The organism is Paenibacillus pseudetheri (assembly GCF_924513355.1).
GTDB classification, from domain to species: domain Bacteria; phylum Bacillota; class Bacilli; order Paenibacillales; family Paenibacillaceae; genus Paenibacillus_AQ; species Paenibacillus_AQ pseudetheri.
This window is the reverse complement of record NZ_CAKMAB010000012.1, coordinates 69624-95842: the sequence shown is the minus strand read 5'-3', so window position 1 is coordinate 95842 and position 26219 is coordinate 69624. Positions and strand designations below refer to the sequence as shown.

The 26219-nt window shown below is 44.4% G+C and carries 19 protein-coding genes; 4 read left to right on the top strand and 15 right to left on the bottom strand.

The genetic code is table 11. The features are described from left to right. Positions 1-27: 27 nt before the first annotated feature. From L1028_RS13425 to L1028_RS13390, 8 genes are all read right to left on the bottom strand, one after another. Positions 28-831, bottom strand: a complete 804-nt coding sequence (locus L1028_RS13425) for a nucleotidyltransferase domain-containing protein (protein WP_234534587.1) — start codon at positions 829-831, stop codon at positions 28-30. 363 nt (positions 832-1194) lie between these two features. Next, positions 1195-3234 (bottom strand): DUF6449 domain-containing protein, encoded by a 2040-nt coding sequence (locus L1028_RS13420; protein WP_234534586.1) that lies wholly within the window; start codon positions 3232-3234, stop codon positions 1195-1197. Next, positions 3188-4090, bottom strand: coding sequence for an ABC transporter ATP-binding protein (locus tag L1028_RS13415; protein ID WP_234534584.1), 903 nt, complete (start codon positions 4088-4090; stop codon positions 3188-3190). The genes L1028_RS13420 and L1028_RS13415 overlap by 47 nt, the downstream gene beginning before the upstream one ends. After that, positions 4083-4472 (bottom strand): GntR family transcriptional regulator, encoded by a 390-nt coding sequence (locus tag L1028_RS13410; RefSeq protein ID WP_234534582.1) that lies wholly within the window; start codon positions 4470-4472, stop codon positions 4083-4085. The genes L1028_RS13415 and L1028_RS13410 overlap by 8 nt, the downstream gene beginning before the upstream one ends. A 168-nt stretch (positions 4473-4640) precedes the next feature. Next, positions 4641-5393 carry an amino acid ABC transporter ATP-binding protein gene (locus L1028_RS13405; RefSeq protein WP_423803039.1) on the bottom strand — a complete coding sequence of 251 codons (753 nt, stop codon included), beginning with the start codon at positions 5391-5393 and terminating at the stop codon, positions 4641-4643. Positions 5394-5408: 15 nt separating this feature from the next. Beyond that, positions 5409-6068 carry an amino acid ABC transporter permease gene (locus tag L1028_RS13400; protein WP_149646444.1) on the bottom strand — a complete coding sequence of 220 codons (660 nt, stop codon included), beginning with the start codon at positions 6066-6068 and terminating at the stop codon, positions 5409-5411. Positions 6069-6096: 28 nt separating this feature from the next. After that, positions 6097-6867, bottom strand: a complete 771-nt coding sequence (locus L1028_RS13395; protein ID WP_234534581.1) for an amino acid ABC transporter substrate-binding protein — start codon at positions 6865-6867, stop codon at positions 6097-6099. Between the two features lie 211 nt (positions 6868-7078). Continuing rightward, on the bottom strand, positions 7079-8200 hold the full coding sequence (locus tag L1028_RS13390; protein ID WP_234534579.1) for a polysaccharide deacetylase family protein: 1122 nt from the start codon (positions 8198-8200) through the stop codon (positions 7079-7081). Positions 8201-8683: 483 nt separating this feature from the next. Between L1028_RS13390 and qoxA the strand changes: the two genes are divergently transcribed. The 4 genes from qoxA to qoxD are packed head-to-tail and all read left to right on the top strand — an operon-like array spanning position 8684 to position 12549. Further along, positions 8684-9679 (top strand): cytochrome aa3 quinol oxidase subunit II, encoded by a 996-nt coding sequence (qoxA, locus tag L1028_RS13385; protein WP_094871516.1) that lies wholly within the window; start codon positions 8684-8686, stop codon positions 9677-9679. Between the two features lie 38 nt (positions 9680-9717). Further along, the gene (qoxB, locus tag L1028_RS13380; protein ID WP_234534577.1) at positions 9718-11661 is read left to right on the top strand and encodes a cytochrome aa3 quinol oxidase subunit I; all 1944 of its coding nucleotides are present in this window, start codon (positions 9718-9720) and stop codon (positions 11659-11661) included. After that, positions 11658-12254 carry a cytochrome aa3 quinol oxidase subunit III gene (gene qoxC / locus L1028_RS13375; protein ID WP_076283869.1) on the top strand — a complete coding sequence of 199 codons (597 nt, stop codon included), beginning with the start codon at positions 11658-11660 and terminating at the stop codon, positions 12252-12254. The genes qoxB and qoxC overlap by 4 nt, the downstream gene beginning before the upstream one ends. Before the next feature lies 1 nt (position 12255). Then, on the top strand, positions 12256-12549 hold the full coding sequence (qoxD, locus tag L1028_RS13370) for a cytochrome aa3 quinol oxidase subunit IV (RefSeq protein WP_179085737.1): 294 nt from the start codon (positions 12256-12258) through the stop codon (positions 12547-12549). A 75-nt stretch (positions 12550-12624) separates the two neighbouring features. Here qoxD and L1028_RS13365 read toward each other — a convergent pair whose 3' ends face one another. The 7 genes from L1028_RS13365 to L1028_RS13335 all read right to left on the bottom strand — a co-directional run bounded on the left by L1028_RS13365 (position 12625) and on the right by L1028_RS13335 (position 26218). Then, the gene (locus L1028_RS13365) at positions 12625-14331 is read right to left on the bottom strand and encodes a methyl-accepting chemotaxis protein (RefSeq protein ID WP_234534575.1); all 1707 of its coding nucleotides are present in this window, start codon (positions 14329-14331) and stop codon (positions 12625-12627) included. A gap of 209 nt (positions 14332-14540) precedes the next feature. Beyond that, positions 14541-17120, bottom strand: coding sequence for a DUF4430 domain-containing protein (locus L1028_RS13360; RefSeq protein ID WP_234534573.1), 2580 nt, complete (start codon positions 17118-17120; stop codon positions 14541-14543). Between the two features lie 206 nt (positions 17121-17326). Further along, positions 17327-20287 carry a GAP1-N2 domain-containing protein gene (locus L1028_RS13355; RefSeq protein WP_234534571.1) on the bottom strand — a complete coding sequence of 987 codons (2961 nt, stop codon included), beginning with the start codon at positions 20285-20287 and terminating at the stop codon, positions 17327-17329. Further along, positions 20284-21546 (bottom strand): TRAFAC clade GTPase domain-containing protein, encoded by a 1263-nt coding sequence (locus L1028_RS13350; protein ID WP_042124368.1) that lies wholly within the window; start codon positions 21544-21546, stop codon positions 20284-20286. The genes L1028_RS13355 and L1028_RS13350 overlap by 4 nt, the downstream gene beginning before the upstream one ends. Positions 21547-21630: 84 nt before the next feature. Next, complete coding sequence (locus tag L1028_RS13345) at positions 21631-22272, bottom strand: hypothetical protein (RefSeq protein WP_042185104.1); 642 nt, start codon at positions 22270-22272, stop codon at positions 21631-21633. A gap of 22 nt (positions 22273-22294) precedes the next feature. After that, positions 22295-23566 carry a vWA domain-containing protein gene (locus tag L1028_RS13340; protein ID WP_234534569.1) on the bottom strand — a complete coding sequence of 424 codons (1272 nt, stop codon included), beginning with the start codon at positions 23564-23566 and terminating at the stop codon, positions 22295-22297. A 249-nt stretch (positions 23567-23815) separates the two neighbouring features. Then, positions 23816-26218: a tubulin-like doman-containing protein gene (locus L1028_RS13335; protein ID WP_234534567.1), complete on the bottom strand. Its 2403-nt coding sequence runs from the start codon at positions 26216-26218 to the stop codon at positions 23816-23818. Between the last annotated feature and the right edge of the window lies 1 nt (position 26219).

The window sequence follows — 26219 nt, the reverse complement described above, 5'->3', positions numbered from 1 at the left end:
CTCCTTAACCATTATTGAACTGCGGATTTACCAGCTCCATTGCCCCGTTTCTCCCCAGACCTCTATCAGTGCTGATCGGAACAAGATATCTAACGCTTCATCCATAACACCAATACTCTGTTCAAAAGCAGAAGCAACCGCCTCGTAATGAGCAATTCTCTCCTCCAAATAAGTATTGATAACATCCAAGCGCGGCTCCAGATTTAGTTCATCACCGGACATTTTACGAGATAACAGGTTCTGCACGGCTTCCTGTAATTCTGAACCTTGTGGAATCAAATCCTGTACAAGCACATTAAAATCGAGCGGCGGCACTTCGTTGTATTTTTCAATCCAAGCGCATGCTAAGAGTGGTCTTAATACGTAAAAATATTTCTTAATTTTAACCTCACTGCCTTGCAGATAATCCCGGTAATTTCCTCGCGCCATGTTCAAATAGTGGTAAATGCATGATTTTGGCGAAAAGCTTTGTGGCGAGAGCAAGCGGATGCTTTCCGCTACAGCGTACTTTTCTTCATAGCGAATCGGTGATTCTAACCATTCCAGCAGAGGCGGATTAGATTTCCGAAATAGATTAAGCCCCTTCTTCAAGTCCCAACCGTTAATATCAAGCATGTCACTAATCGGCCGCTCTATTACATCTCTGTGCTCAAAAATGGATAAATACGCCTCAGGTTTCCGTATGTATAGGAATCTAACATCATAATCACTATCTTGGGATGGAAATCCCCAAGCCCGGCTCCCCGATTCACACGCATACAAAATGCGGACTTGTTCTTCAGATTCAATGGTCCGAAGCTGCTGAATGATTGATTGATGTATTTCCGACATATTAATTCCTCCCTTAAACCTTCTAAATATGCAAAAAAGACCATGGACTCCATCGTCCATGGCCGGGCTTCACCTAAATACAGAACTCCTTACCGGTTAGTACAACGTTGTTGATTCACCGGAAACGAATATACTGGTTCTAAGGCTGACCTGTAAGCCAAGGTAACAGACGGACACAAATATGGATAAGCATTATACGATAGCTGATTATTCATATTGTTATTCATCTTTCCTTACCCCCAAGTCAAATTATATTTCATTCAGTTCTATTTCATCCTTAACATATCTCCAAAAGCATAATCCAACTATCCAGTTTCTGTCAACCAGTAGTCTTTTATCTATAATGTTCTACTTAGCATATTCCTATTTCAGCAAAGCCTTCAACCCAGGCGTCAAATCCGATGCTTTTAACATCACGAAATCCGTATAGCCGCCGTTATATATCAACTTGACGAGGTAGTCGCTGTTCTTATACGAATAGGATCGTCGCTGTTTCAAAATGTCCGCTAGCACTGCCTTGTCCTCTGTAAGAATGACTTGATTCTCATTGCCCGCAAGTTTCAACAGCAGCTCAGGGTCATATACATTTTCTGCCGTACGATTATGATCAACCTTTACAAGCTTCGCGGACTCCACATCCTCAGCGTTAGTACGCACCTTGTTAGCATAGCCTTTTTCCTCCATCCATTTCTCCAGCTCGTGATAGGAAGCGAACCATGAATAATTGAAGAAGGTGCTACTACCAATACCGTCAATATTAACAATAGGTGCTATATTCGCCACTGCTGCCCTATCATCCGTTTGATCTTCATAGGACATGTTCAGGATTTCTTTTTTCAAAATCGCCTTGAATTCCGTTATTTCTTCAGGATCTGAGATGACCACTTGTTTGTTTAGATTCCCTACCGAACTGTTAATCCGAATAAGATCTATATTCTTTTCCAATTGTGAAACAGCATACTGCGCACGCTTGAAGCCTTCAGACTCCATTACGACTTTTAGTTCTGGTTCAAACCCTTTTAATGGCACCAGATATTTTCTTAGCAATTCTCGGCCGTTATCCAAGCTATACGCTACAGTAAACGATTGGTACTCGCTATAGTCAAAATAAGGTTTGGATAATTTATTCTCCGGACGAATCGTTGCAACAGCTAGATGAAGCTTTCGGACAGCCTCGATATACTGTTTATCTTTAGAAAAAAGATCCTCATCCGTTAAAAAATTGCCTCCAAATGTATCGCCCGCCCTGTTATACATCCAATAGCTGCTTCCTGCAAATACACCACTAATTTTGTCTTCAGAAGGTACTCTAGTTTCATATCCTGTTAATCCTGATGCAGGAATATATAAGAAAAGACCTAGCAATGCAGTATAAATTGCAAATTCAACGGGCACCTTACGCGTCACAATCTGCCAAGTTTTACGAATGATCATTTCTGCGGCAATATAACCAACAATCGCTCCAATAGCGTATCCACTAATGATCCATCCTATCTGCTGATGCTTCATTTGCGCAAAATAGTTACCAGCAATAAGCATACAGCAGATCATTATTCCCGCTTTAAAAAGAGGATTAAAATACACGAAGGCAATGGCCTGACCTGCTTTTTCCGAATGCCGTTTACGGTATAACAGATAGGATAATCCAATAAATAAAGCTGAAAATCCTACATAAACCCACAACTCTACTGAGCTAAAAGGATTACCTGAAATATTCATCATTCGAATAAAAGGGGACCAATATTCTAGATTGTTATGGTATGCGGATAGCTCAGGATAACCATATAAATATATCGATAAATGACTATCCAATAGTAAGATCCCTACTGCCGGAAGGAGGAGAAGAGCATAAATTATGATTCCTTGTAAAACAGATTGACCTGAGCATATTCCAACAAAGACACTGAGACAGAACAAGAACAGCGTAAGGACAGTTACCGCGATACACCAGCTCCAAATTTCATTTCCTTGAAAAATATACAAGTTCCCGCTCCACTGCCTAACCAACGCCACAACTGCAGCTGTCAGCCATACGGGTATCAGAAGCAGAAGCAAACCACTAAATAGATGTGAAGTTAACAAATGCTCGCGACGAAGAGGCAGGCTATGCCACATATCTGATGGCGATTTCGTTTGCAGGTAATAGAATAAAAATAGACCTGCAACAACAGGCATGCTTACGATGAATATCATCTGCATTTCACCAGTAATACGGAATAAATGATCAATTTCCCGCGGTTTTGCGTTCGGATTGTTGCTCATGAACAGCTGCAATGGAAGTGCGAACATTAGGCCAAGTGCATATATAATTCCCATCCAGCCGTGCTGGCGGAGGTTCTGGCGAATAATACTGCTATTAAAGAAGTATCGGCTGCGCATCATATCCGGCATCCCCCATTTCATAAATAAAGATCTCTTCTAACGTCAATGGAAGTAAATCGAATACGTAAGGCTCATACACGTGAAAAGCTGCCGTAATTCGCTCACGATCCCCTTTTACTATGTACAGGTTCACGCTACCCCGGCGTTCTTGATGTAAAATTTGCAGTTTGGCCGATATTGCTGTCTCGTGCCGTTCATCTCGGAATGCCACTTGTATCTTATGTGTATCCGCCTTAAGATCATCCAGATCCTTCTCAATCAGCATCTTCCCACCATGCATAATACCTACGTGATCACACAGATCCTCAATTTCACGAAGATTATGTGATGAGATAAGGACTGTCAGTTCGCGCTCAGCTACTTCTTGAAACAATATGTTTTTGATCTGACGCCGCATTACCGGATCTAACCCGTCAATCGGCTCATCCATAATAAGCACATCCGGCATACAGCTTAAACATAACCAGAATGACGCTTGCCGCTGCATCCCTTTGGAGAAACGACTAAGCTTACGCTTCTTATCGAGCTGAAAGACGGTTCCCAAATCTTCAAAACGCTTCTGATTCCAGCTCGGATAGATCGAGCGATAGAAGGCTGCCATTTGCAGCATGGTGGATTGCGGGAAAAAGTAAGGAGAATCCGGCATAAAAATAACCCGTTGTTTAGTCGTCGGGTGTTCGAATACCGCTTCACCATCCACCTTCACGGTCCCTTTATCTGGAGAGTAAATGCCCGCCAAGGTCTTCAGCAGCGTAGTTTTACCCGCGCCATTAGAGCCGAGCAGCCCATAAATCGTCCCTTTACGTACCGTTAAAGAGATATCGTCGACTGCCTTCTCCCCTTGAAATAACTTACTGACGCCTCGAATCTCAATCATTACTCTTCCCTCCTTCTCTCTGCTTCTCCACTTGCTCATACAATGAACTAATCTCAGCTGCGGTGAACCCAAGGTATACCGCTTCCGCCATCAGTCTAAGCAACTCATCACGTACTTCGGCTTTTTTAATCTCATTTTGTTCTTTTTTCATTGGGGCTACAAAACTCCCTTTCCCCTGCAGTGAATAGATATACCCCTCACGTTCCAATTCACGGTAAGCCTTCTGAATCGTATTGGGATTCACGGTTAGCTGCTGGGATAACGTCCTTACCGAAGGCAGTTGTTCATCCGTCTGCAAAATACCATGCAGAATCATTTCCTTGACCTTATCGGTCAGCTGCTCATAAATCGGCTTCCGACTGCGAATATCCAGTTCGAACATAACCTTCCTCCTTCCACTATCTTGCATTAAATCCATTATGCTGTGTATTAACTGTACTACTATTATTAATACAGTTTGATCTTTATGTCAACGCAAAAAATCCCCACAGTTATTTAACCACTGCGGGGATTTTATCTCATAAATAGACACTTTATTAGTCCGAGGTATTCACAGTCTCGACTCTTGACTCAGAAACATCCGAGTTCGTTCCTGCTGTGGATGATCAAAAATCTGCTCTGGTGTTCCAGACTCCGTAATCTCACCTTTGTCCATGAAAATCACACGATCCGCAACATCACGAGCAAAGTTCATCTCATGAGTGACAACAATCATCGTCATATTCTCCTCAGCAAGTTGACGAATGACGCGTAGTACCTCGCCCGTGAGTTCAGGATCAAGCGCGGAAGTGGGTTCATCGAACAATAGAATATCAGGATTAAGCATTAATGCTCTCGCAATAGCAACCCGCTGCTTTTGTCCACCCGACAGCTTTGCAGGATACACATCCGCTTTTTCAGCAAGCCCTACCTTAGAAAGTAAGTTCTCGCTTCTAGCCATAATCTCCTTCACGCTCTCCCGTTTCAACATCCTTGGAGCTAGCTCTAGATTGCCTCGCACCGTTAAATGTGGAAATAGGTTAAAGTGCTGAAACACCATTCCCATGGATGCCGTGATCTCACGAATACTTGCTCCACTAGCGTATTTTCCATTCTCCACGAGCGGCTTTTCTTGGATGAAGATGCTTCCTCCCGTAATTTCCTCTAGATGGACTAGACTACGCAGCATCGTACTCTTACCTGAACCCGAAGGTCCGATAACAGCGACGGCTTCTCCCGCCTGGATATTGAAACTAACCTTCTTCAACACATCCAAATTGCCGAAGGATTTCTGTAAATCACTTACTTCTATCATGTTACTCATATTCAGACAGTCCCTCTACTCGAATTTAAAACGTTTCTCCAGTGCTTTGAAGAATAAAGTGAGCACCAGCGTCATCAGTAAGTAAATCACTCCCGCCACTACAAAGGGGGTTACAGTAAAGTCTCGATTCACTGCTGTTTTGGCATAGTTCAGTAGCTCAGGTACAGCAACGGCATACAGCAGAGCCGTATCTTTGACCAAGGATATCGATTCATTTGCCACTGCTGGCAAAGCTACCCTAAACATTTGAGCTAGAATTACCTTGCGCAGCGTTTGCCATTTACTCAGTCCGAGTACTTTGGCTGCTTCATGCTGCCCTTTATCAATGGAGAGCATACCCCCACGGAAGATCTCCGCGAAATAGGCCCCATAGTTAAGAATAAATCCGAGACTCGCCGCAACGAAGCGGTCCATGACCAGATATTGTCCAATCACCGGAATCTGTGGTAAACCAAAGCAAAAAAATAACAATTGCAGTAAAAGTGGTGTTCCCCGCATGACATAAATATAGGTATGTGCAATCCAAGCCACGGGCTTGATCACACTCTTCGCCATCAAAGTGACTAGGAACCCGAGCGGAATCGACACCAAGATAACAATAAGGAACAATAAAATAGTTGTACGCGCGCCTTCTAACATCGGCCCGGAAATTTGTATTATATAATCCATTTTCATTTCTCCAATAAACTCTTATATTGACCTTCTATTTCAATACCTTATTCTCACCAAACCACTTTGTGGAGATCTTCGCAGCCGTTCCGTCGTTGTTCATTTCATCCAAAGCCTTTTGAAGTAATTCTAGTAGTGCCTCATTGCCTTTCTTAATTCCAATACCATACTGCTCAGGAGCAAGCGATTCATCTAGTAACTTAAAGGTATTAGGCTCTTTTGACATATAATATCTGGCTACCACTTCATCAATGACTACACCGTCCAGGCGCTTAGTTTTCAAATCTGTGAGCGCTAGCACATTATCCGGAAATTCCGACAGATTAGCAATTTGGTCTTTAATCGGATTAGCATTTAATGCATCGGCAGCAGAGGATAGACTTTGAAGTCCTACCTCTTTACCAGCTAAATCCTCAAGCTTTGAAATAGCCGAATCCGCAAGTACGACTACTACCTGACTATTCTCAAGATAGGGCTTAGTGAATAATACCTTTTCCTTACGTTCATCTGTGATGGTATAACCATTCCAAATCATATCAATGCGCCCACTATTCAGTTCTGACTCCTTAGCCGACCAGTCAATAGGCTGAAAAGTGATTTCTTTGCCCATTTTCTCAGCTGCAGCTCTGGCATAGTCGATATCAAACCCAACAATTTCATTGTTCTCATCTCTAAAGCCCATCGGAGCGAACTTATCATCAATCCCGATCACCAGCTTTCCATCCTTGCTCCCAGAAGACGAACAGCCTGATAAAGCTGCAATAACCATGATCATAAATAAAACTAAAAGTGCATTTTTCTTCATCTCTTTTATCCCCCATCGTTGACACAGCGCTGTGTGCTTTAGTTCGCTAATACGTTATCAGAGTATCATGATAACATGAGAAATTAACTACGTCGATAGATTAAAGAAGCCTACATGTGTCAAATCCACAAATATTTCAGACATCAAAAAAAAGACGGCAGATCAAATCTGCCGCCTCAACAATATGAATGATATAATTTCACTAGCAGATTTAGCGCTTATCGTTCCAAAAATTGTTAGGCTCCATATCTGAAGTAATAATATGAAACGCATAGCCTTCTTTCTTCAGTGCCTCTAGGATACGCGGAAGAACTTTAAGTGTAGCCTTTTGATCATGCATTAGAATCACTGGGCTGCTCTTCTTCAGGCTATGAACTTCTCTCATAACCGTATTATAGATGGAATTACTATCGTTCTTATATCTCCAATCCTCAGAGTCAACGTTCCAATCCCACAGATGATACCCTTGGGTTAGTATCTTATCTCTATAAGCTTTTGTTAAATAAGGTTTACTACCATAAGGTGTACGAATCAGTGTTGTACTTTTACCTGTAATCTTCTTCAGAATTGCATTATCGTCATTCATCTCTTTCAACGCAGAAGCTGGAGAAGCATAAAATTTATCTTTCACATGTGTCATGCCATGTAAAGCAGGTGCATGTCCATCTTTCACTAAGCGTTTCACTTGAGACGCGTGTGCGTTCATGTTATTTCCTAACATGAAGAAGGTTGCCTTCGCATCATACTTCGCCAAAATATCAAGTAGTTGAGAGGTTGTAGCGGATGGGCCATCATCAAAGCTAAGATATACGACTTTCCCCTTTGTGCCTGTCGTCCCTGTAGTTACATTCTGTTGCAAAGCCTTTTTATGTTGATTCACGAATGCAGCATCGTCTAATTTAGCTCCGGAATTATACACCCTTAGTAAAGATTGAGCTGGCTTAAACGAAATTGAAAATCCAAGATAAGAGGTCATCTTCACAGGAACCATCGTTCTACCATTTTTCACAAATGTTTTCAGCGGAATAGTCTTTCCATTAGGGAGAAGAGCTGTTGCGTGATCATTCAGCAGTTCGATGGAACCGTTATTCCCTTTAACATGAATTCCAACACCCTGAAGGGTAAGATTAAGATTCAGTTCTAGGGACAAATCACGCAGTGAAACATAATATGTATCCTTTGTCGACACTGCATCAATCTTAGTTAATTTATCGTTCACCCCTAATTTCAGGGATCCTGCCGCACCCGCTGCATTCACTGTATCTATCTCTCGTACCAAGCCCGTACATACGAATAATACTATAAATAATAGCCACACTTTCTTTTTAAACATCTTAAAAAATCTCCCATCTCGTATATTTACCTATAACATTATCATAGATTAATAGTTAGAAATTTGAGAGATTGTAACTTAATACAGAATAATTTGTTACCCTTTTCGACTTTCGCAGATATTTCGACAAAATTCATCAAACGGAGATTTCGGCCAAATCCTTTCACACCAACAAAAAATGGTTAAATTCCAATCCTTTTGCACAAAATAGATGTGTCCAAATTAGCAACTTTAGTTAATTATTGAACAAAGTTTGAACGAAAAAAATAACCATTAAACAGCGCGGTTACAGTGATCTTTATCATATCATTAGGAACTTGTAACAAATTGATCACACATATTTAACTTGATCGCCATTATTAAGGTCTATTATGGCTTAAATGGGAAAATAAGTCTTTTGCTTTCTTTCTCATTAGTTCTTACTATATATGAAGGTAATGATGAGGGTTAATTAATAGAAGTATTGAAGGAAGGAGCTTAAGCATGAACAAAAAGGGACCGTTATACGCTTTATTTCTCAGCCTAATTTTACTCTTGCCAGGATGCAGTTCAATCGCTGTTCTGAATCCGAAGGGGCCGGCTGCGAGAACTCTGTCTGACACGATCATTCTCTCCATTGTTGTGATGCTCGGTGTTCTAGCAGTTGTCTACATCTTATATGTCTTTGTACTTTTGAAGTACCGCGCTAAGAAAAGTAACGAAGATTATATTCCTCCTCACGAGGAAGGAAACAAATGGTTGGAGGCCATCTGGATTACAATCCCGATTATTATCGTGGCATTCCTCTCCGTGGTCACTGTCAAAACGACAGTAGATGTAGAAAACGTTGCAGCGGATTATAAAGATCAGAAACCGCTTGTAATCTATGCTTCCTCCTCCAACTGGAAATGGCATTTCAGCTATCCTGAGGAAGGTATTGAAACCGTAAACTACGTGAACATTCCAGTTCACCGCGCTGTCGAGTTCAGATTATACTCTTTCGGTACGATCTCAAGTCTCTGGATCCCTCAATTGGGAGGACAAAAATATGCGATGAGTGACATGCTTACCACTCTGCATCTTTCAGCGGATACTGTAGGTTCTTATACCGGAAGAAATGCGAACTTTAATGGTAAGGGTTTTGCCCACATGGAGTTTGAAGCCCTTGCGATGACTGATAAGGACTATCAAGAATGGGTAAAAGATGTTAAAGAAACAGCAGGTCCATTAACCGAAGACGAATTCAAAAATCTTTTGAAAATGGAATATGTCGGACGTAAAACATACACCAACACTCACTTATCCTTTAGCCCTCCTCCGGGAGACCATGGCGACCATATGAGTAATAATGGTAAAGAAATGGATATGGATAATGGAACTATGGAGCATCAGGATAATAAAGAAATTCATCCGTCTCCAGCACCATCTAGCGAGACGGAGTTTAACAGCGAACCTAATCCAGAACTGGATGAACAGAGCACCACACATGAAGGACATTAGTCCATGTTAATTGAGCAAATTGAAAGGAGCGATTCCTAATGGATTGGGATAAATTCAAGGTTCACGGTGAACCCCTGATTTACGGAGCTATGGCAAGTATTGTTCTGGCTACAATCGGGATTATCGTCGGCCTGACCTATTTTAAAAAATGGGGATATTTATGGCGCGAATGGTTGACTACGGTTGACCACAAACGTATTGGGATTATGTATATCCTCGCTGCGCTACTAATGCTTTTCCGCGGCGGCGTTGACGCTATGATGATGAAGCTGCAAACTGCAGCTCCAGATATGAAATTCCTTGACTCACAGCATTACAACGAGGTATTTACAACACACGGCTTGATTATGATTCTCTTTATGGCCATGCCGTTTATTATCGGTCTGATGAATGTTATCGTTCCGCTACAAATCGGTGCCAGAGACGTTGCCTTCCCGCGTCTTAACGCCGTCAGCTTCTGGCTCTTCTTCTTCGGAGCAATGCTGCTTAACATTTCGTTTGTTATCGGGGGATCACCTGATGCTGGCTGGTCTGCATACTTCCCACTAGCAAGTATAGAGTTCAGCCCAACGGTTGGTAACAACTACTACTCGCTCGCGCTACAAATATCAGGTATCGGTACACTCCTCACAGGCGTTAACTTTATTGTAACGATTCTGAAGATGCGTGCTCCTGGCATGAAGTTGATGAAGATGCCAATGTTTACTTGGTCCGTACTAATCACGAACGTAATTATTGTTTTCGCCTTCCCAGTGCTTACGGTAGCGCTCGCGTTGATGATGTTCGACCGGTTGTTCGGCTCTCAATTCTTCACGATGGCCAACGGCGGTATGGATATGTTATGGGCCAACCTATTCTGGGTATGGGGACATCCAGAAGTATATATCGTTGTATTGCCGGCGTTCGGTATTTATAGCGAAATTATCGCCACCTTCTCCAAAAAGAACCTGTATGGTTATACATCCATGGTCTTTAGTATGTTGATTATTTCCCTCTTGTCCTTCTTAGTATGGGCTCACCATTTCTATACAATGGGTCAAGGCGTTATGGTTAACAGTTTCTTCTCGATTACAACCATGGCTATTGCCGTACCAACAGGTGTTAAAATATTCAACTGGCTATTCACTTTACGAAAAGGGCGAATAACCTTCACGACACCTATGCTATACACCCTGGCGTTTATTCCGATCTTTACGATTGGTGGGGTTACAGGTGTCATGTTGGCTATGGCCAGTGCCGATTACCAGTACCATAATACGATGTTCCTGGTAGCGCATTTCCACTACGTTCTTATTCCAGGTGCCGTGTTCGCCGTTATCGCAGGTTTCCATTACTGGTTCCCTAAAGTATTCGGTTTCCGCCTAAACGAACGTCTTGGCAAGCACGCCTTTTGGTGGATTATTATTTCCTTTAACGTAGCGTTCTTCCCGCTGTTTATTCTTGGACTTATGGGTATGACTCGTCGTCAATACACCTACTCCGCGGATACCGGATTTGGACCGCTAAGTATGCTCTCGTTTGTCGGGGCAGTTGGTCTAATGATTGGTTTCGTTATTCTAGTCTATAACATCTACTGGAGTACACGTTATGAGCCAAGAGATACCGATGGAGATCCATGGGATGCACGTACACTGGAGTGGGCAACCAAGAGCCCGATTCCGGCTTACAACTTCGCAGTGGTTCCAACTGTAAAAACACGCGATGCCTTCTGGACTTCTAAAATGGACAAAGTACCACTCTTTGAAGATAAGATTACTAAGATTCATATGCCTAGCAATACAGGAAAACCATTTATTCTGGGTGTTATCTTCTTCGTCGCAGGATTCTCTCTGGTATTCAGTCTCTGGATTCCAGCAATTATCTCCGGAGTAGGCATCCTCATCGTTCTAGCGGCTATGTCCTTCGATCGGGATCACGGATTCTACATCCCTGCAGAAGAAGTTATTGCTACTGAAAAGAAATTGCGGGGTGAGACAATATGAAAATAGATGCGTCTAAGCCGCTTGAATACTCAACAGAAGAGAATAGTAATAAAATCTTTGGCTTCTGGGTCTTTCTAGGAGCAGAGATTGCACTGTTCGCTACGTTGTTCACTGTTTACTTTGTAATGGTAGACCGTTTTGCCAGCGGCCCTAGCGGGCCGGACCTTTTTGAAATTGGTCCAGTGATGATCGAAACATTACTGCTGTTGACAAGCTCATTTACGATCGGTCTTGCAGTTCATGCTATGCGGCATGGTTACCAGAAAGCTATGATGGTCTTTTTCGGACTAACCCTACTAATGGGTCTCGGCTTCCTTGGTATTGAAATCATGGAGTTTGTCACTTATGTTCACGAAGGGGCTACACTTCAAACCAGCGGATTCCTTTCCAGTCTCTTTGTACTGCTGGGAACACACGGAGCTCACGTATCGTTCGGATTCCTGTGGGGTGCGGCTATCTTAATCCAGTTGAAGCGTCAAGGTATTACTCCGGCTACGGCCAATAAATCCTTTATCTTCTCGCTGTACTGGCATTTCTTGGACGTTGTCTGGATCTTTATTTTCAGCTTCGTCTATCTGAAAGGACTGATGTAGCATGATGAAGCAACTGTTTCCAATTCGCCATGTGATGGGTTTCTTAGCCTCTCTTGTCCTTTCTGTGGCTGCACTTGCTGTAATCTACCTTGATCTATCTAATAGTGCGAACATGGCTATCCTGCTTATTACAGCGCTCATTCAGGCTTCCCTGCAGCTCTTCCTGTTCATGCATATTGGAGAATCAGCTGATACCAAGAAAGAACTCTACCTCAATATCGCCTATGCCTTATTCGTTGGCTTAGTTACGATTTTTGGTACGCTCTTCATCTTCGTATGGGGCTGGTATGCTTAACTCCATTCAACAACACACAAAAGGACGTCTCCAAAGCCTAAATGGCTCTGGGACGTCCTTTTTTTTCATTTCGCGTTATAATTTAAATCGTGCTAAAGTCTTCTGCAGATCTTCCGCCAGCACCGCTAAATACTGAGCTGATGCGGACATTTCCTCCATAGCAGACAGTTGCTCCTGACTAGCTGCGCTGGTGTCTTGAACACCCACTGCCCCTTTATCGGATATAGCATTGACCTGTTCCATTGCTGCCGCTACACCTTGTGACTCTAAAGAGACATGCGCAACTGCCTCTCTAATCTCTTCCGTCTGCAGCGTAGCTTCTTTAATAGAGCTTTGAATCTCATGAAACGCTTGAGATACGAGCTGACTTTGAACTACACCGTTAGAGACTAGCTCAGAGCCGAAAGCCATTGATTCTACTGCTTTTTCAGTTTGCTTTTGAATATGCGTAATAATATCTGTTACTTTCAGTGAACTGTTTCGCGTCGCTTCTGCAAGACCCCGAATTTCTCCAGCAACTACAGCAAAGCCACGTCCATGTTCTCCAGCTCTCGCGGCTTCGATAGAAGCATTAAGCGCCAGCAGGTTCGTCTGTGTTGCAATACCGTTAATCGTAGTAATAATTGTATTTATATCCTGAGACAGTTGTCCAAGGTTACTAATAATCTCTTGGCTCCGAGTTACGCCGGAGTCGATTTCCTTCATCTGTTCAATGATGTTATCTACGGCGATTACCCCTCGATCTGTTGAACCAGAAGCGACTCCCATAAGGTCGGACATTTCAAAACTGCTACTTTCTACGGCCGAAATATTATTGGTCATAGCTTGTATAGACTGAGAGGTACGATTAATGCTTTCCGTCTGTTCATCAAACCCCGCTGCAATCTCTCCTGAAGATTCGGCGATCATTTGCGAAGCCAGCGAGGTCTGCTCAGCACTAGCGCTCATCTCTTGCGATGAGGCTGATAACAATTCTGCACTCTCAGCAATGCCTTGCATCATCTTCCGTAAGCTCTCCAGCATATTGTTAAATGAGCTATTAATTTGGCCGATTTCATCCTTAGCGGTATACGTTGCTGTGACGGTTAAATCTCCATTTTCCGCCCGCTTCATTAAACCTTGCAGTTCCTTAAGAGGTTTCGTAATCAGTCGAATGATCGCAACACTAAGCACGATACAAATAATCAAAGAGAACGATATTAATACTATACTTTTAGTCTTCATGCTCTTAGCGGTAGCCATAGACTCTGAATTATGATCTCCAGCTCCCTTTTGCAGCGAATCGCTTATTCCTTTAAGCATATTGATCATTTTCTCACGGGAATTACTAAACTCACCTGTAAATACTTGAAAGGCCTCTTGACTACCTTTGCTATCCGCAACCTGAATAATATTCTCTCTTTGTGCACGATAGTCTGTTAAGGAGGACTCATATTCCTTTATTTTACTCACTACCGTACTATCATTGTATTGGACTGTCTTCAACTTGTTCAAAAGGTTATTATTTTCCTGAACTTTCTCCGCAATGCTCTCTTTCAGTTGTTTGTTCTTATTTACATCAACGCTAATCAAGCGCTCCAAGAGAAAAGCTTCAACGGCCCGATTGTTTGTACGCATTTGTCCCACGTAAGAAACAGGCAACAAGTTTTCATTATACGTCTCTGTTGTTTTTTGGGCCATTTTGTCCATGGTGATAAAGCCAGTTACCCCCACAATGTTCAACATGACTACAGAAAATACCACTAGGATCCCAATTTTGAATTTTACTTTCATATTCTTCATCTGCATTCCGCCTTCACATGATCTTACTAACTATCTATTTTTATCGGTAAGAAAGACGAATAGTGTGATGATTTTTAAATAAAAACATGAATAAAATGTCGAAAAAAGGTTTCTGTTGTCAAATATTGCAACGAACGAAAACAAAAACGGACACTCGATCCGCTAATACCCCGAATCGTAGTGTCCCCCTAACGAATAATCAATCGTACTTATTCTCCTGATGAATAGTACCAATATAATATATCACCATTCTCTAAAATGTAGCTGTCCGCGCTGATACTTGGATCAGCATCTCTATTCGTCTTATACTTCCATCCACTGCTTTGACCGCCATCAAATTCGGACAAACCATCTATAGATTTCACGTATTTACTACCAGCGTTTCCGGATGATACTACCTTATCGCCTAATTGACTAATCAATAAGCTATGAGCCGTTTCACCTTCTTTTAGCGCTACTGTTATACTGTTCAGAATCGCACCCTTCTTGTTATCCCCAACGACTGAAATGGTAGCCGTAGCTTTAACAGGAGCAATAACATCTGAAGCAATGTTTAGTGACTGAGAATAACGCGCCACACTAGGCACACTATCTTTAGCATATCCAGTAATAATGATCGTATAGGTATTCGCTGGCAGACCTTGCTCAAAAGCAGCTACACCCTTAGCATTTGTGATTGCCTTCTGATCACCGATCAAGACCTGCACGCCAGCGGCTGGAGAAGTCACTGGATCGGAAGTAAAGGTATCCTTATTCCACACCCATTTTTTCTGAGAAACTGTTACTGTGAAAGCTTCACCCGGCTTCGGCTGTGCAGAGGATACAACCGCAGTATCAACAACCTGTGTGGTTTCTCCGGCATAATATACAAGAACACGGTCGTATTCCTGTAATTCAAAAGCGTCCATACCCACACTTGGATAGATCCATTCACCGCTACGCCATACTACGAAGCTCCACCAGCCATCATAAAGGCCTTGAGTAACTCCATGAATGCCCGATACAAAATTACCATACGACGATTTCGTGATATCTACTTTAAAATCATTAGATAACCCCAATTTCTGCAAAGCTTCAAGCGCATTGGAAGCCTTTAAAGTCCCCTCACCGATCAGTCCTTGCGGACCCTCAACGGTAAGTGAAGCCGTTACATTCTTAGGAATTACCTTTAGATCTTGAGTATATTTAGCTATCGATGGCGCTTTTCCTTCACGATAGCCTGTTACAGTCAGCTTGTAATCACCTGCTGGAACATTCCCTGCGAATAACGCCTCGCCTTTAGCATTCGTTGTTACGATGCGATTTCCAATTTGGACCTGAACGCCAGAAGCTTTGGCAGTTACCGGGGAGGACGTATTCGTTACAGCGTCCCATTTCCATGTCTTACTAGTCACTACTACAGTAAAAGAATCGCCCTCTTTAGGGCTTGGTTTGGACACCGTTACCGAATCTACAAGTTTAGTATCATCTCCAGCATAATAAACAAGTACCTGATCTGAATCTTTAAGCGCAAAATCACTCATTCCAACATCAGGGTTAATCCATTGACCGTTACGGGATACGGCATACATCCATCCGTCATAGCCGCCGTAGCTTCCGGCCGGAATGTTTCCAATTCCTGTGACATATGCACCGGAAGGATTCGTGATCAGCAAGTTCGTCTGAAGAGCCAACTTCTCTAGTGCACCAAGCACGTTATTAGCATATCCATATCCCTGTGCTAAAGTACTCTTAGGACCCTCTACAGTAACAGGTGCATAGATTAAGGCATTCTGAACGGATGACTTAGAAAAATCGTATAACTTACTGTTACTGCCTTTATATAGTAGATTGTAGGCTACAAGCGCCTGAAGGCCCTGCTCAGTAGCTAGAATATTACTGCTTCCGCCACGGCTATGAGTAAAGCTGCCGTCAGCGAGACGGTAGCTCAGTAGATTCCCGATCAGATTCACTTTATTCTTGGTAAATTCTAATCCGCTTGGATCTACATCGAAGGAAGTGAGACCTAGAATAGCTTGGGCTGCGCTCTCAGCACTATCTCCGTAACCTCCATGGCTATCTTGAGCATTGGATAGCCATGCTACGGCTTGTAGCCCTGCTGTGTAGGCTTCTGGATTACGCTTATGTGCCGCTAGAGCGGCCAAAGCTATCGCTGTCATATCAGGCTCGCTCGCGCCTGACGTTAAAGCAAAGCCACCATCTTGATTTTGCTTAGAAATAATCTCAGCAATGAGCTTATCCACTGTCCATTTTGCGTGATATGGAATGTTATATTTACCAGAATCCAGTGCAATCAAAGCATATACTGGATTATTAAGTGTCTGTCCACTGATTTTGTCATGATTATAGATCTTCTCTATTAAATTATAGCCAGGAGTTGTTCCGCTTCCAGCAAAGTTGGTAGGATCAGCACCAATTGCTCTTACTGCGAGTACGATTCTCGCATAATCCGTTACGCTCGCGAAATTGCCCTCTGCATTCTTCACCTTTTTCTCAAGGGATAGGCTATAACTCGCAGGCAGTTTATATCCTGCTTGAGCTAGTCCAATGGCTTGCCAATCTGACTGCACGCCACCCTTTAGAATAAACTCTGCAGCCGTATAGGTCGCATCCGCAACATTAATTCGCTCCGCCTTAGCAGCTGAATCGCTAGATTCATCTAGTCCTGTGCTAACGCCTGCCTCTGCGAAGATGGTTCCTGCCGGAGCAAGAGATGTTCCTAAAATTGAAATGACCATGAATATGGCCAGTCCAAGTACAAAAAACTTGGAGTTGATTATTTTCTTCATTGTTCAACCTCTTTCTATAAAGGAATGGATACTACATAATAAGAGCGCACAACATAAAGACCGCCCCTATGAAGGGCGGTATTACCTTATTTTCATAATCATATCTATTAATACATAGCATGTCTATAGAAAAGCTTTGTATGAGTAACAAAAAAAGAACAGCAGAACCAAACCTTTCGGCATCGTCCTGCTGATCAGAAATTCCTTTATTCAGCTGTTCCTTCCGGGCTTGCAGTTGGCGAAGGTTCAGCACTTGAGTTAACACCCAGTGTATCCATAGGAGCGGGATCTACAATCAGTGTAAATCTTCCCGCCTTGATCATACTTTTCTCTACGATGGTCGCTCCCGGTTCCAAGGTAACCTCCACCTGATAGGATGGCTGTACTGCTTCTGTGACAGCTGTCGCGGATGGCTCAACTGTGCTATTATCCGCATCAGATACCGGGGTAGGAGACGGTGAGGCATCAACATCTGCGTTAGTAGCGTCTGCGCCTTCAGCCGTTTCAGCAGTAGTGCCTGTGGCATCCGCTGACGGAACTGGACAAGTTCCATTGCTAGCAGCGACCTTAAAGCTCTTATCCACCACATTGGATGAAGTCATCAGACTAATCTCCGGCGGATTAAATTGCACACAATCATCCGCGTTGGCAAACGTGAACACCAATATGCTGCTCCCCTTATCTCCTTCGACGCTCTGATCCTTCAAGTATACTGAAGCCGGAGGCAGTTCATTGCCTGCACTCTGAACGGGTGTCGGCTCAGGGCTTGTCCCTGGCAGAGCCGTCTTTGAATCATCCGGGCGCAGCATACTGAATACGATAATTGCGATAATCACCAAAATGCCCGTGATGGAACCGGAGATCAGGAGTCGAAATCGACTGCGGCTGATCCAGCGCGCCAGCGGGGAAGCGAGCTGGGAGCGAGCTTCATTGTACACATTTTGAAGAGCAGGCCGTGCTGTAGCGACATAGCTTTTACGGAACTCACGATTCTTGAAGGCTTCGCGGTCACTGCTCTGGAAATACTTCAGAATCGCCCGGCGGTAACCCGGATAAAGCTTTTTATTCGATATCGTAAATAAAGAATTTCCTTGAGACCATGCAAAGAATCGATAGATAACATCCTTATCCGTACCGGCTTTATTCTTTACTAATTCCAGGAGTGCGTCATAATCCAGCGGACCACCCTCGCGCTGACTGGTGTAGTAGAAAGCTAGAGGCAGACGTTCAAATGGCTCTAGCACTCGAGCTTCCTTTAGCAAACGACGACCCAGTAGCTGCACATCGTCTAGTTCCTGCGGAGACAATCCTGCAAAAATCTCCTCATTCGGCTTCTCTTCACCAAACCAGCGGTAAGCGGCACGCAGCGCATTCTCTTTCTGCTTGCTAATCCTGTCTAGTGGCGGCTGCCAATCGACAACATTACCATAACGTAAGAAAACAACCTCTAGTAAGTCCTCCTGCGTCATTTCAGTAAGGGATAGCCTGTTCAGCAAGAATCTGTCTGCTGAAGCAGCAAGATCCTGCATTAGAGAGAGTACTTTAGGTGAAACGCCTGTACCTCTACGTCGATCTTTTTCTGCTTTATCTACAGTGCCATGAATTTCCGCCACGGCAGCAACCGGATCAGTTTCCAGTTGTAGCTTTTCCAGCAAATAGTCCCTAACGGCATCCTGAGCAAAGGGCTGCTCTAACGCAGCTGGCAGAAAACGGCCCCAATGGAGCACAAAATTCAGGATGTCCGCAGATTTAGATGCAGCAGCTAGTCTTGTCTCCATATAAGGTTCAAGTAGCTGCTTACGGAAATAAGTTTCAGACATCACGCGCTGGAAGTAGGCTGCACTTAACTCATCATTACTCTCAATGATCCCGTAAGCGGCACCCAAGATATCCTTCCGGCCCGCTTCCACGCTATGAAGCATTCCATTAATGAAATAATCGACGATTCTGATTTTGTAATTATGATCTTTGAGCACAAAATAATCCTTAAAGCACTCCATAATAGCAGGCTCCGGAACATTCCTTTGCCGGACTAAATCAAATTCTCGGTCGAACCGCTCCAAGAAAATATCATTCAGTCGGATTCTGGAATGAATAGCTCCCTCCGCTTTAAGATAAGTGAGCAAACCACTCAGCACTGCGCTCTTGTTCTCTGTATATAAGTGCTCATTCCCCTGCTCAATCTCATAAAATACGGCTAACTCATTATAAAGAGCGAGCGATAGTTTATGCTCAGGACTTTCTCCACGCAGGATCTGATCGGCAAAACTTACGAAATCGTCAAGATCCCCTGGATTCAGAAGTAAAAGCTTCCAAACCAGATCAGCATACGGCTGACGGGACTCACCAAGATCTACATTCCCCATCCGACCGGAAACCAAATCGAAGGTGAAATCCTTCTCGATGCTGCGATCACCGGAACGGAGCGAACCTTTTTCCACGAAGCTAAGATGTATATATTTACGGCTCTGCGGTTCATTAGCATACGTAATCACGCCTAATCTACGGCGGAATTCATACGGCAGCACGCTATATAAAATCTCTGTAAGCTCCACCGCACGTGCGGACAGCTCCGTGATAGGTACATTTAGAGCGATATAGATTTTTTTCTTTCCTGCCACAGAGAGCATCACTGCTTGCAGCAATGCCTTAAATATCCCTTCATTAATTCCTAACAAGCGTAAACCCGCTATAGGATCAGGGCGACGATCCGTACGTATAACTGGAATAGCTGACAGCTCCGGCAAGGTTCCGCCCAGCTCTCCTTCATAGCTTTTTGCGAAATCAGCATGCAGAAAGTCCCCGTAGCTCTGAATAATCTCCTCTGAACGTGAGGCAGGAACTACAAAGTTATGTGCAAAAAAGGCGCTCCGCTGACCCGTAAAATCCGTCGCTTGATAACGACTCATCCCAATAACCGTGTCGCCATTCTCTGCATGGAACAGGTGCAGCGCACTAGGATATTGAAACTCATCCTTCTCCCCACGCGCGGCCAGCTCTGCTGGAGCATCGTAGAGACAGAAGGGATGTAGTGTTTTTTTGATAAAATTATTGTCCAGACTGTCCGATTTCGCTACTGTATCAAAGCCTTCAGTGGAACGAAATAATCCGCGGCGTTCGCGGGTATACATTTGTTGGGTGATCTTAGACCCTGAGAAAACATTCACGGGCCGTCGCTCCCCTCAATATACTTCAGCTTATGCAGCAGCCAAATAAACGGCTCGTCTACGCGAATCGGGCTTACTACACCCTCAATCTTCTGATTCACAGGATTACTGCCCAACGCAGATACCGCAAAATAGCCCGTATTCGAAAAGTACACATCCATCGTATCTTTAAAAGGTCTGTCCACCTTACCAATAAATCTGCGGATTTCTCCGTCGATGTTATGGAATTCATCCATATTCAATGTTTTGCGATGGACATAGTTATTGAACACATTACTGTTGGACTTGATGTAATCGCCATCCTCATCCTTCAGCGAATGCAACATATCACTTTTCGCAAGAACGACTGCTGTTGGAATGTCAGTTTTGCTCTTTTCCTGATAGGCAATAAAATCACCGAACATCGTCAGCACAACATCACGCGGCTCGTCATATTGCGAGACCCATTCGCCCGGGCGATCACCGATGTTAATATGAATCTTCTCACGGATCGAACGGATTTGCAGCGGATCGACCATAAACAGAATACCGGCAGAGTTCTTAATATGTTGACCGTGTAGTCCGAGATAATCCTGATCCACCATGCCCTCACCTGCTACATCAAAGAACACAAGTGTCAGCGGCGGCTTTTCTTCATCCTTAAAAACAAATTGAAAGATAAACGGCTCCTGCATTTTCTCCTTCTGTGTGGAAGCTAGCAGATCCCCGCGTTCAAACAGCGGTTCTTCATAGAGCGTACGGAACTTACGGCTAATCTCCGCGTTGAGCGGCATACAAGCGGCATCGAAATGACCTGCTGTCGTATGCTGCAAGGTATGAATCAGCGCGGTCATATATACCGACTTCCCGACTTGGGAAGCTCCGATAATCGAGATAATGTTACTTGGAACCTTACCTGCAGTCACAGGCAGCTCGTTATGGCAAGATGGACATAGCCGTCTGCGTGTAAGCACTCCATAACGATCCGTAAGCCCTGTTAACACATGATCGGTATAATGATGGTATTCTTCCGGAATATCCGCCGGATTAATGATTGCTTCTATGTCATCCACCGTATCGAGCCCAAAGCGCTCACGGTATTTATTCAAGGCATCATCCTCGCCCAGCGCGTAATTCTCATCGTCCTCTCGGCTATGCATAGCCCGAAAGACTACATCCTCCGGAGAGAACTTAGTGAAGCAATACGGACACACAATATCATAAAAAAGCGGCCTTGGCTCCGGCTGATTCTTTTTCATAAAACGGCTAAAAAAAGACATCTACTCATCCTCCCAAAAGTTGTATCTGCGTATCTTGCTATGGACAGGCATTGTCCAACACTCGCTTGTACGCATAGACTGATCTTACTCCGGCACCAGCTCGTAATAAAGCCCATACTTAGGACCGTCGGTGAAAAAGATGCGTACAAAATCATCCTTACCGATCTCAATCGGCGGGAGTACATTGCGTCCAGGGGCGAAATCCTGTACAAAGGGAAAGAGAATACCATCCTCTTTCCCTGCCGGATGTCCTCCCCGTTTCTTAACATAACAGAGGACATCTCGAGCCACTGGAACTTCTGCCGTAATCGCCATATGTACGGTCTTTTGTTTTCCGAATAATCCTCTTTTTTGTTGAACGGAATAATAGATTCTGGCTTTGCCTGCACTGACCACCACACGGTTCGCACCGTCACTTTGCCTCACCAGCAGTGTCTCTCCGTTCTCAGCAAGGCGAGCGTATATGGTATAGGAGACTAGGCCGATCTCATCCAATCGATCACGGTATCCATTGTTAGATTTGTATTCCTCACGAGTGTAGAGCTTCATTCCGACCGGAGGAATATCCCCGGTGCCAATTGAAGCCTCTTCTGCGGAGGTCTTATGGATGTACACCGCCTGCACGCCGTCCGGCCAGCGCCATCTCAGCGTACAGAACCGTTCATCCACTTGAGATGTCACATCCGTTATTACCAGAGCGGAAGCATTATCCTCGGCGTACCTCATCACTGTAAACCCCTTTCAACTACTAGAATCCTTTGCTATTCCGATTTCTCCGTCGATCAGGAAAGCTTTCTGACGGTGGATTAGGAGCTGCATTATTTCTTCTATTACGATAAATACGTCCTTCACCTACCGGAATGACGCCTGTAAATAATGAGATGATTGCAGCCAATATAAGAACAGCAAGGAGGCGAATTAGGCCGTCAGTGAAATTGTGCCCGCTAAGCCCAAATTCCAGAATAAGCCCTGCGAACAACCCTGAGATAACGCCGCCAATCCCGAAGCTTTTTGCTAAATGACGGTTATCAAACATAATACCAAGACCGAGTCCAAGTGCAGCACCGATTAGCATCAGCGACAAAATACGAACTGCAGCATAGTATGGACTATCTGCCGTAGCATCACTACGCACCGTAAGCAATGTTCGATCTCCCAAACGATCATAGATTTGCTGGAATACATCACCCAAAAGAGCCGTATCTGTCACATCATAATAGTGACCGCCCGTTATTTTCGCAATATCCTGCAGCAACTGGGTACCGACAGGATCCTGCATCCCCAGACCAATGGTATTTACGGCAATGCCACGATCTATATAGGTCTGTAATTCTCGTGAGGTGTCGAAATTACTCACTCCGTCCGACAGCAAGATAACCATAGCGCCTTGATTTTTTCTGCCGTCACTGTCTATCTCCTTAAGTGCTTCCGAGATCGCACCACTTATGTTCGTGCCACCCTCAGTTGGTTTCAAGTTATCAATGGCAGTCAACACCTTCTCACGATTCTGCGAATCCGAGAGTGGTGTTAACGGCTGGACGACTACAGCTTCGTGGTTAAATGTCACCACCGCTACCTGATTGTCATTGTCCATTCTCGCAATTAACGCCTTAGCGGCTGAATAACGGCTGTTATCAGGATCACTCTGCGCCATACTGCCAGAGTCATCGATAGCCATTACTACATTCTTAACCGGTTTAGCACCGCCAAAATTCAGCTCATAAACGAATTCTGTTAATGCTCCAACTCCAAGCGCAAGGACAATCATCAGAGGCAGCAGCTTCCATGAAAGCCCTAGATAACGCTGCTTCCATGAGGCTCCGTTCAGTCGTGGCGAGATCATCTCTGCAATCAGGCAGCCGATACCGATACCGAGCGCCACAATGGCGAAATAAATTCCCACGAGCAAGATGGAAGGCAGATCGTTGTACCAGCTTAGCAGCCACTCGCCAAAAAGAAAGGCGACCCCGCCGCCGATCAGACTGAAGAAGAGCAGGAGCAGATTGATTTTTCTCTGCATCGTTATACTTCCTTTCCGGGAGAAACCTGAATTGTACTTTGTGCAATAGAATGGAATAAAAGAAACATCTATTTCTATTCTATTGCATAATGTGCATTGGAAATAAGGAGAAATGTCCCTATTCCAGAAATCCACTTAAAACTAATGTATCAAATACAATAGCACTCTAATTAAAGATTGTATCCGATGAATCTATTGCACAAAGTGCAATAAAGAAACTCCAAGTGAGAATATCCATCTATTACGTAATCACCGCATCTCAGGAAGCTGCTCTTCACTCACCCCATGAAGCTGATAGCCATTCTGAGCATAGGTTTCATAATAAACCTTACCATTACGGTAATAAAGCAAGTCTTCTAAATGGAAACCACCCATCAGATTTAACTTCTCCACTCCGCTCCTGCGCTGTTCATGCACGAAGCCTAAGCGATAGATGCGAGTCGTCTCATCCACACCAAATGCGTAGCGCAGGAATTCAGATGCGCTGTCTCCGAAGAAATATTTTTCCTCATGACGATGCTCTTGCGTGTATTCGAACAGACGAACATTGATCGTCGCGCTATCCTCCAGATTATGGTACAGACGCTTGAACAACTCTTCCTTAGATAGAACCTGACGGTTCTCATAAGCAGCCGCAACATTTGCACGCCGCAGCAGCTCTTCCTCGAAAGATAGAGCAAACGGATCAGCCGTTAATATTTCCCGCTGACAAACGCCAATCAAACGCTCCGCTACCGCTTTTTTGCCTTGCTCTAAAAGCTTAGAAATGCTACCCATGTACTTGTCACTAAAGAATATCCCTGGCCCACGCCGGGTCTCAATCTCTTTCATTACTTCTTCTGTGACAACTCGATAGTATTCCATCACGTTCTGGCCAGTGGTTTCGTTCGTTCGCCCAATGCTGTCCATCACAGTAATACGCAACTCTTCTTCGAGCGTCTCCATAGCTTTCACACGAGCCACACATTCCACGTGAAGCTGCTCAAGCGCAGATTCCAAACGACTGCACAGCGCAAGCTCACTTTCCATACATAATAGCTCGTATTTTTTGCCATATACCGCAGAGAATAAGTAATGAATGAAGTTGCGTACCGTTCGTTTGTCAAAAAGCGGCACACGCTGGAACGGTTGGCGCTCCACACTTTCCGCATAAAGATCCTCAAGCTCATCCTGCGCGGAGACAAGTGCTGAACGCAATCCAGTCATATGCTGACGCAAAGCATGCAGCACACTGCCACCCTCATCGCGATCAGCTGTCCAATCCGCAAGCTGATAGAATGTTACTGCTGGTGTAGCTGTTTCCTGTACCGCCAATAGGGTGCGCCATCCGCGAAGTGGATGAATACCTTCTACTCTCCGGTTAGACTCTGCGACAAAATTATTACGGAAATAAGCTTCGCCCCCATCACCGAACAACTGCTGTTCAGCTTCACGAAGTGACAACTGCTTCAGCTCATTGTAGGACGGACGTCCGTGGCTCATTAGCCCCGTCATTTCACTAAGCCCGTCTTTCTCCGGGACTAGCTGCGTAGCATGCTCCCGCAAACTATCAGGATCCAGTCCTAATAGAGATTGACGCTCGCGCATAGTCCATGGACTACCCTCACGCATATCTGCTGCAAGGCGCCGGAAGGCGTGATACAGCACGGCCAAGGCAATTTGGACATTAGGTCTTCTTACGCCAGAAAAGCCTGCGGAGGCGTAGCCCTGTCTTCCTGTGCTACCTCTGATACCGCTTTTGAAGGTCATATTGTTATAACCACCGTGTCCGGTTGCCTGATCAGAGGTCGGGCGGACACGGTTCTTAAGTAAACTAATATGGGAGATGATCTCATAGTTATCATCCATGCCGTGAGCCGACATCATGCCGCGCTCATTCTTATCGGAGAGCAGATACACAAGGTCAAATAAAGCGGAAGGACCATGGCTCACTGGAATCGACAGACCATCTTCGGTTACAAGCAGCGGCGCATTAAACGTATAGTCCGTAGCTTGCATTCTGTCCAATTCACGCAGAAAAGCCAGCCCTACTGAGCTGGAATATCCAAAATTATCCCCTTGCTCCCGCTCATTGATTAAAGCGTAGAGATCCGTCTGTACCGACTTAAAGGACTGGCTGAGTATTGCACGAGCCAGCAGTGTGATTTCGGGCAACAATACATTAAGTGGGTCATCGACCCGCGTAATGATAGAGAGGTGGATCACGTCAAAAGATGAATATAGCCGTCCATAATCCGCTATACTGTTGCTCAGCCGCCGAATAACTTTATTCATTTCAGCAAGATAACGTGTATCCTCAAGAAACTTGCGGTAAAGTTCATGACGCACAGTGCGTGGATCTGACCCTGCCATATCCGGCAAGGTCATGGCCAGCACCCGGTCTTTTCCTCCTGCATCAGAGCCACTCTTGCTTCTGTCTGTTTCTTCACTCTTCACGCCTGACACAGCATGTAATGCCATAACACCGCCGGCGTTATCCCATTTTCGTTCGCAGCTATCCAGCACCGGACCGATGGCCGGAGCAACCTTGTCGCCTACGAACAGAAACAGGGCAGGGTAATGGATGCTGCTGCGTCCATCCCCTTTACTGCGCTGTGCCTCTTCCTGTACCGCATATTGTTCACTATAAGATAATGCCAGTGTTTTGATCATA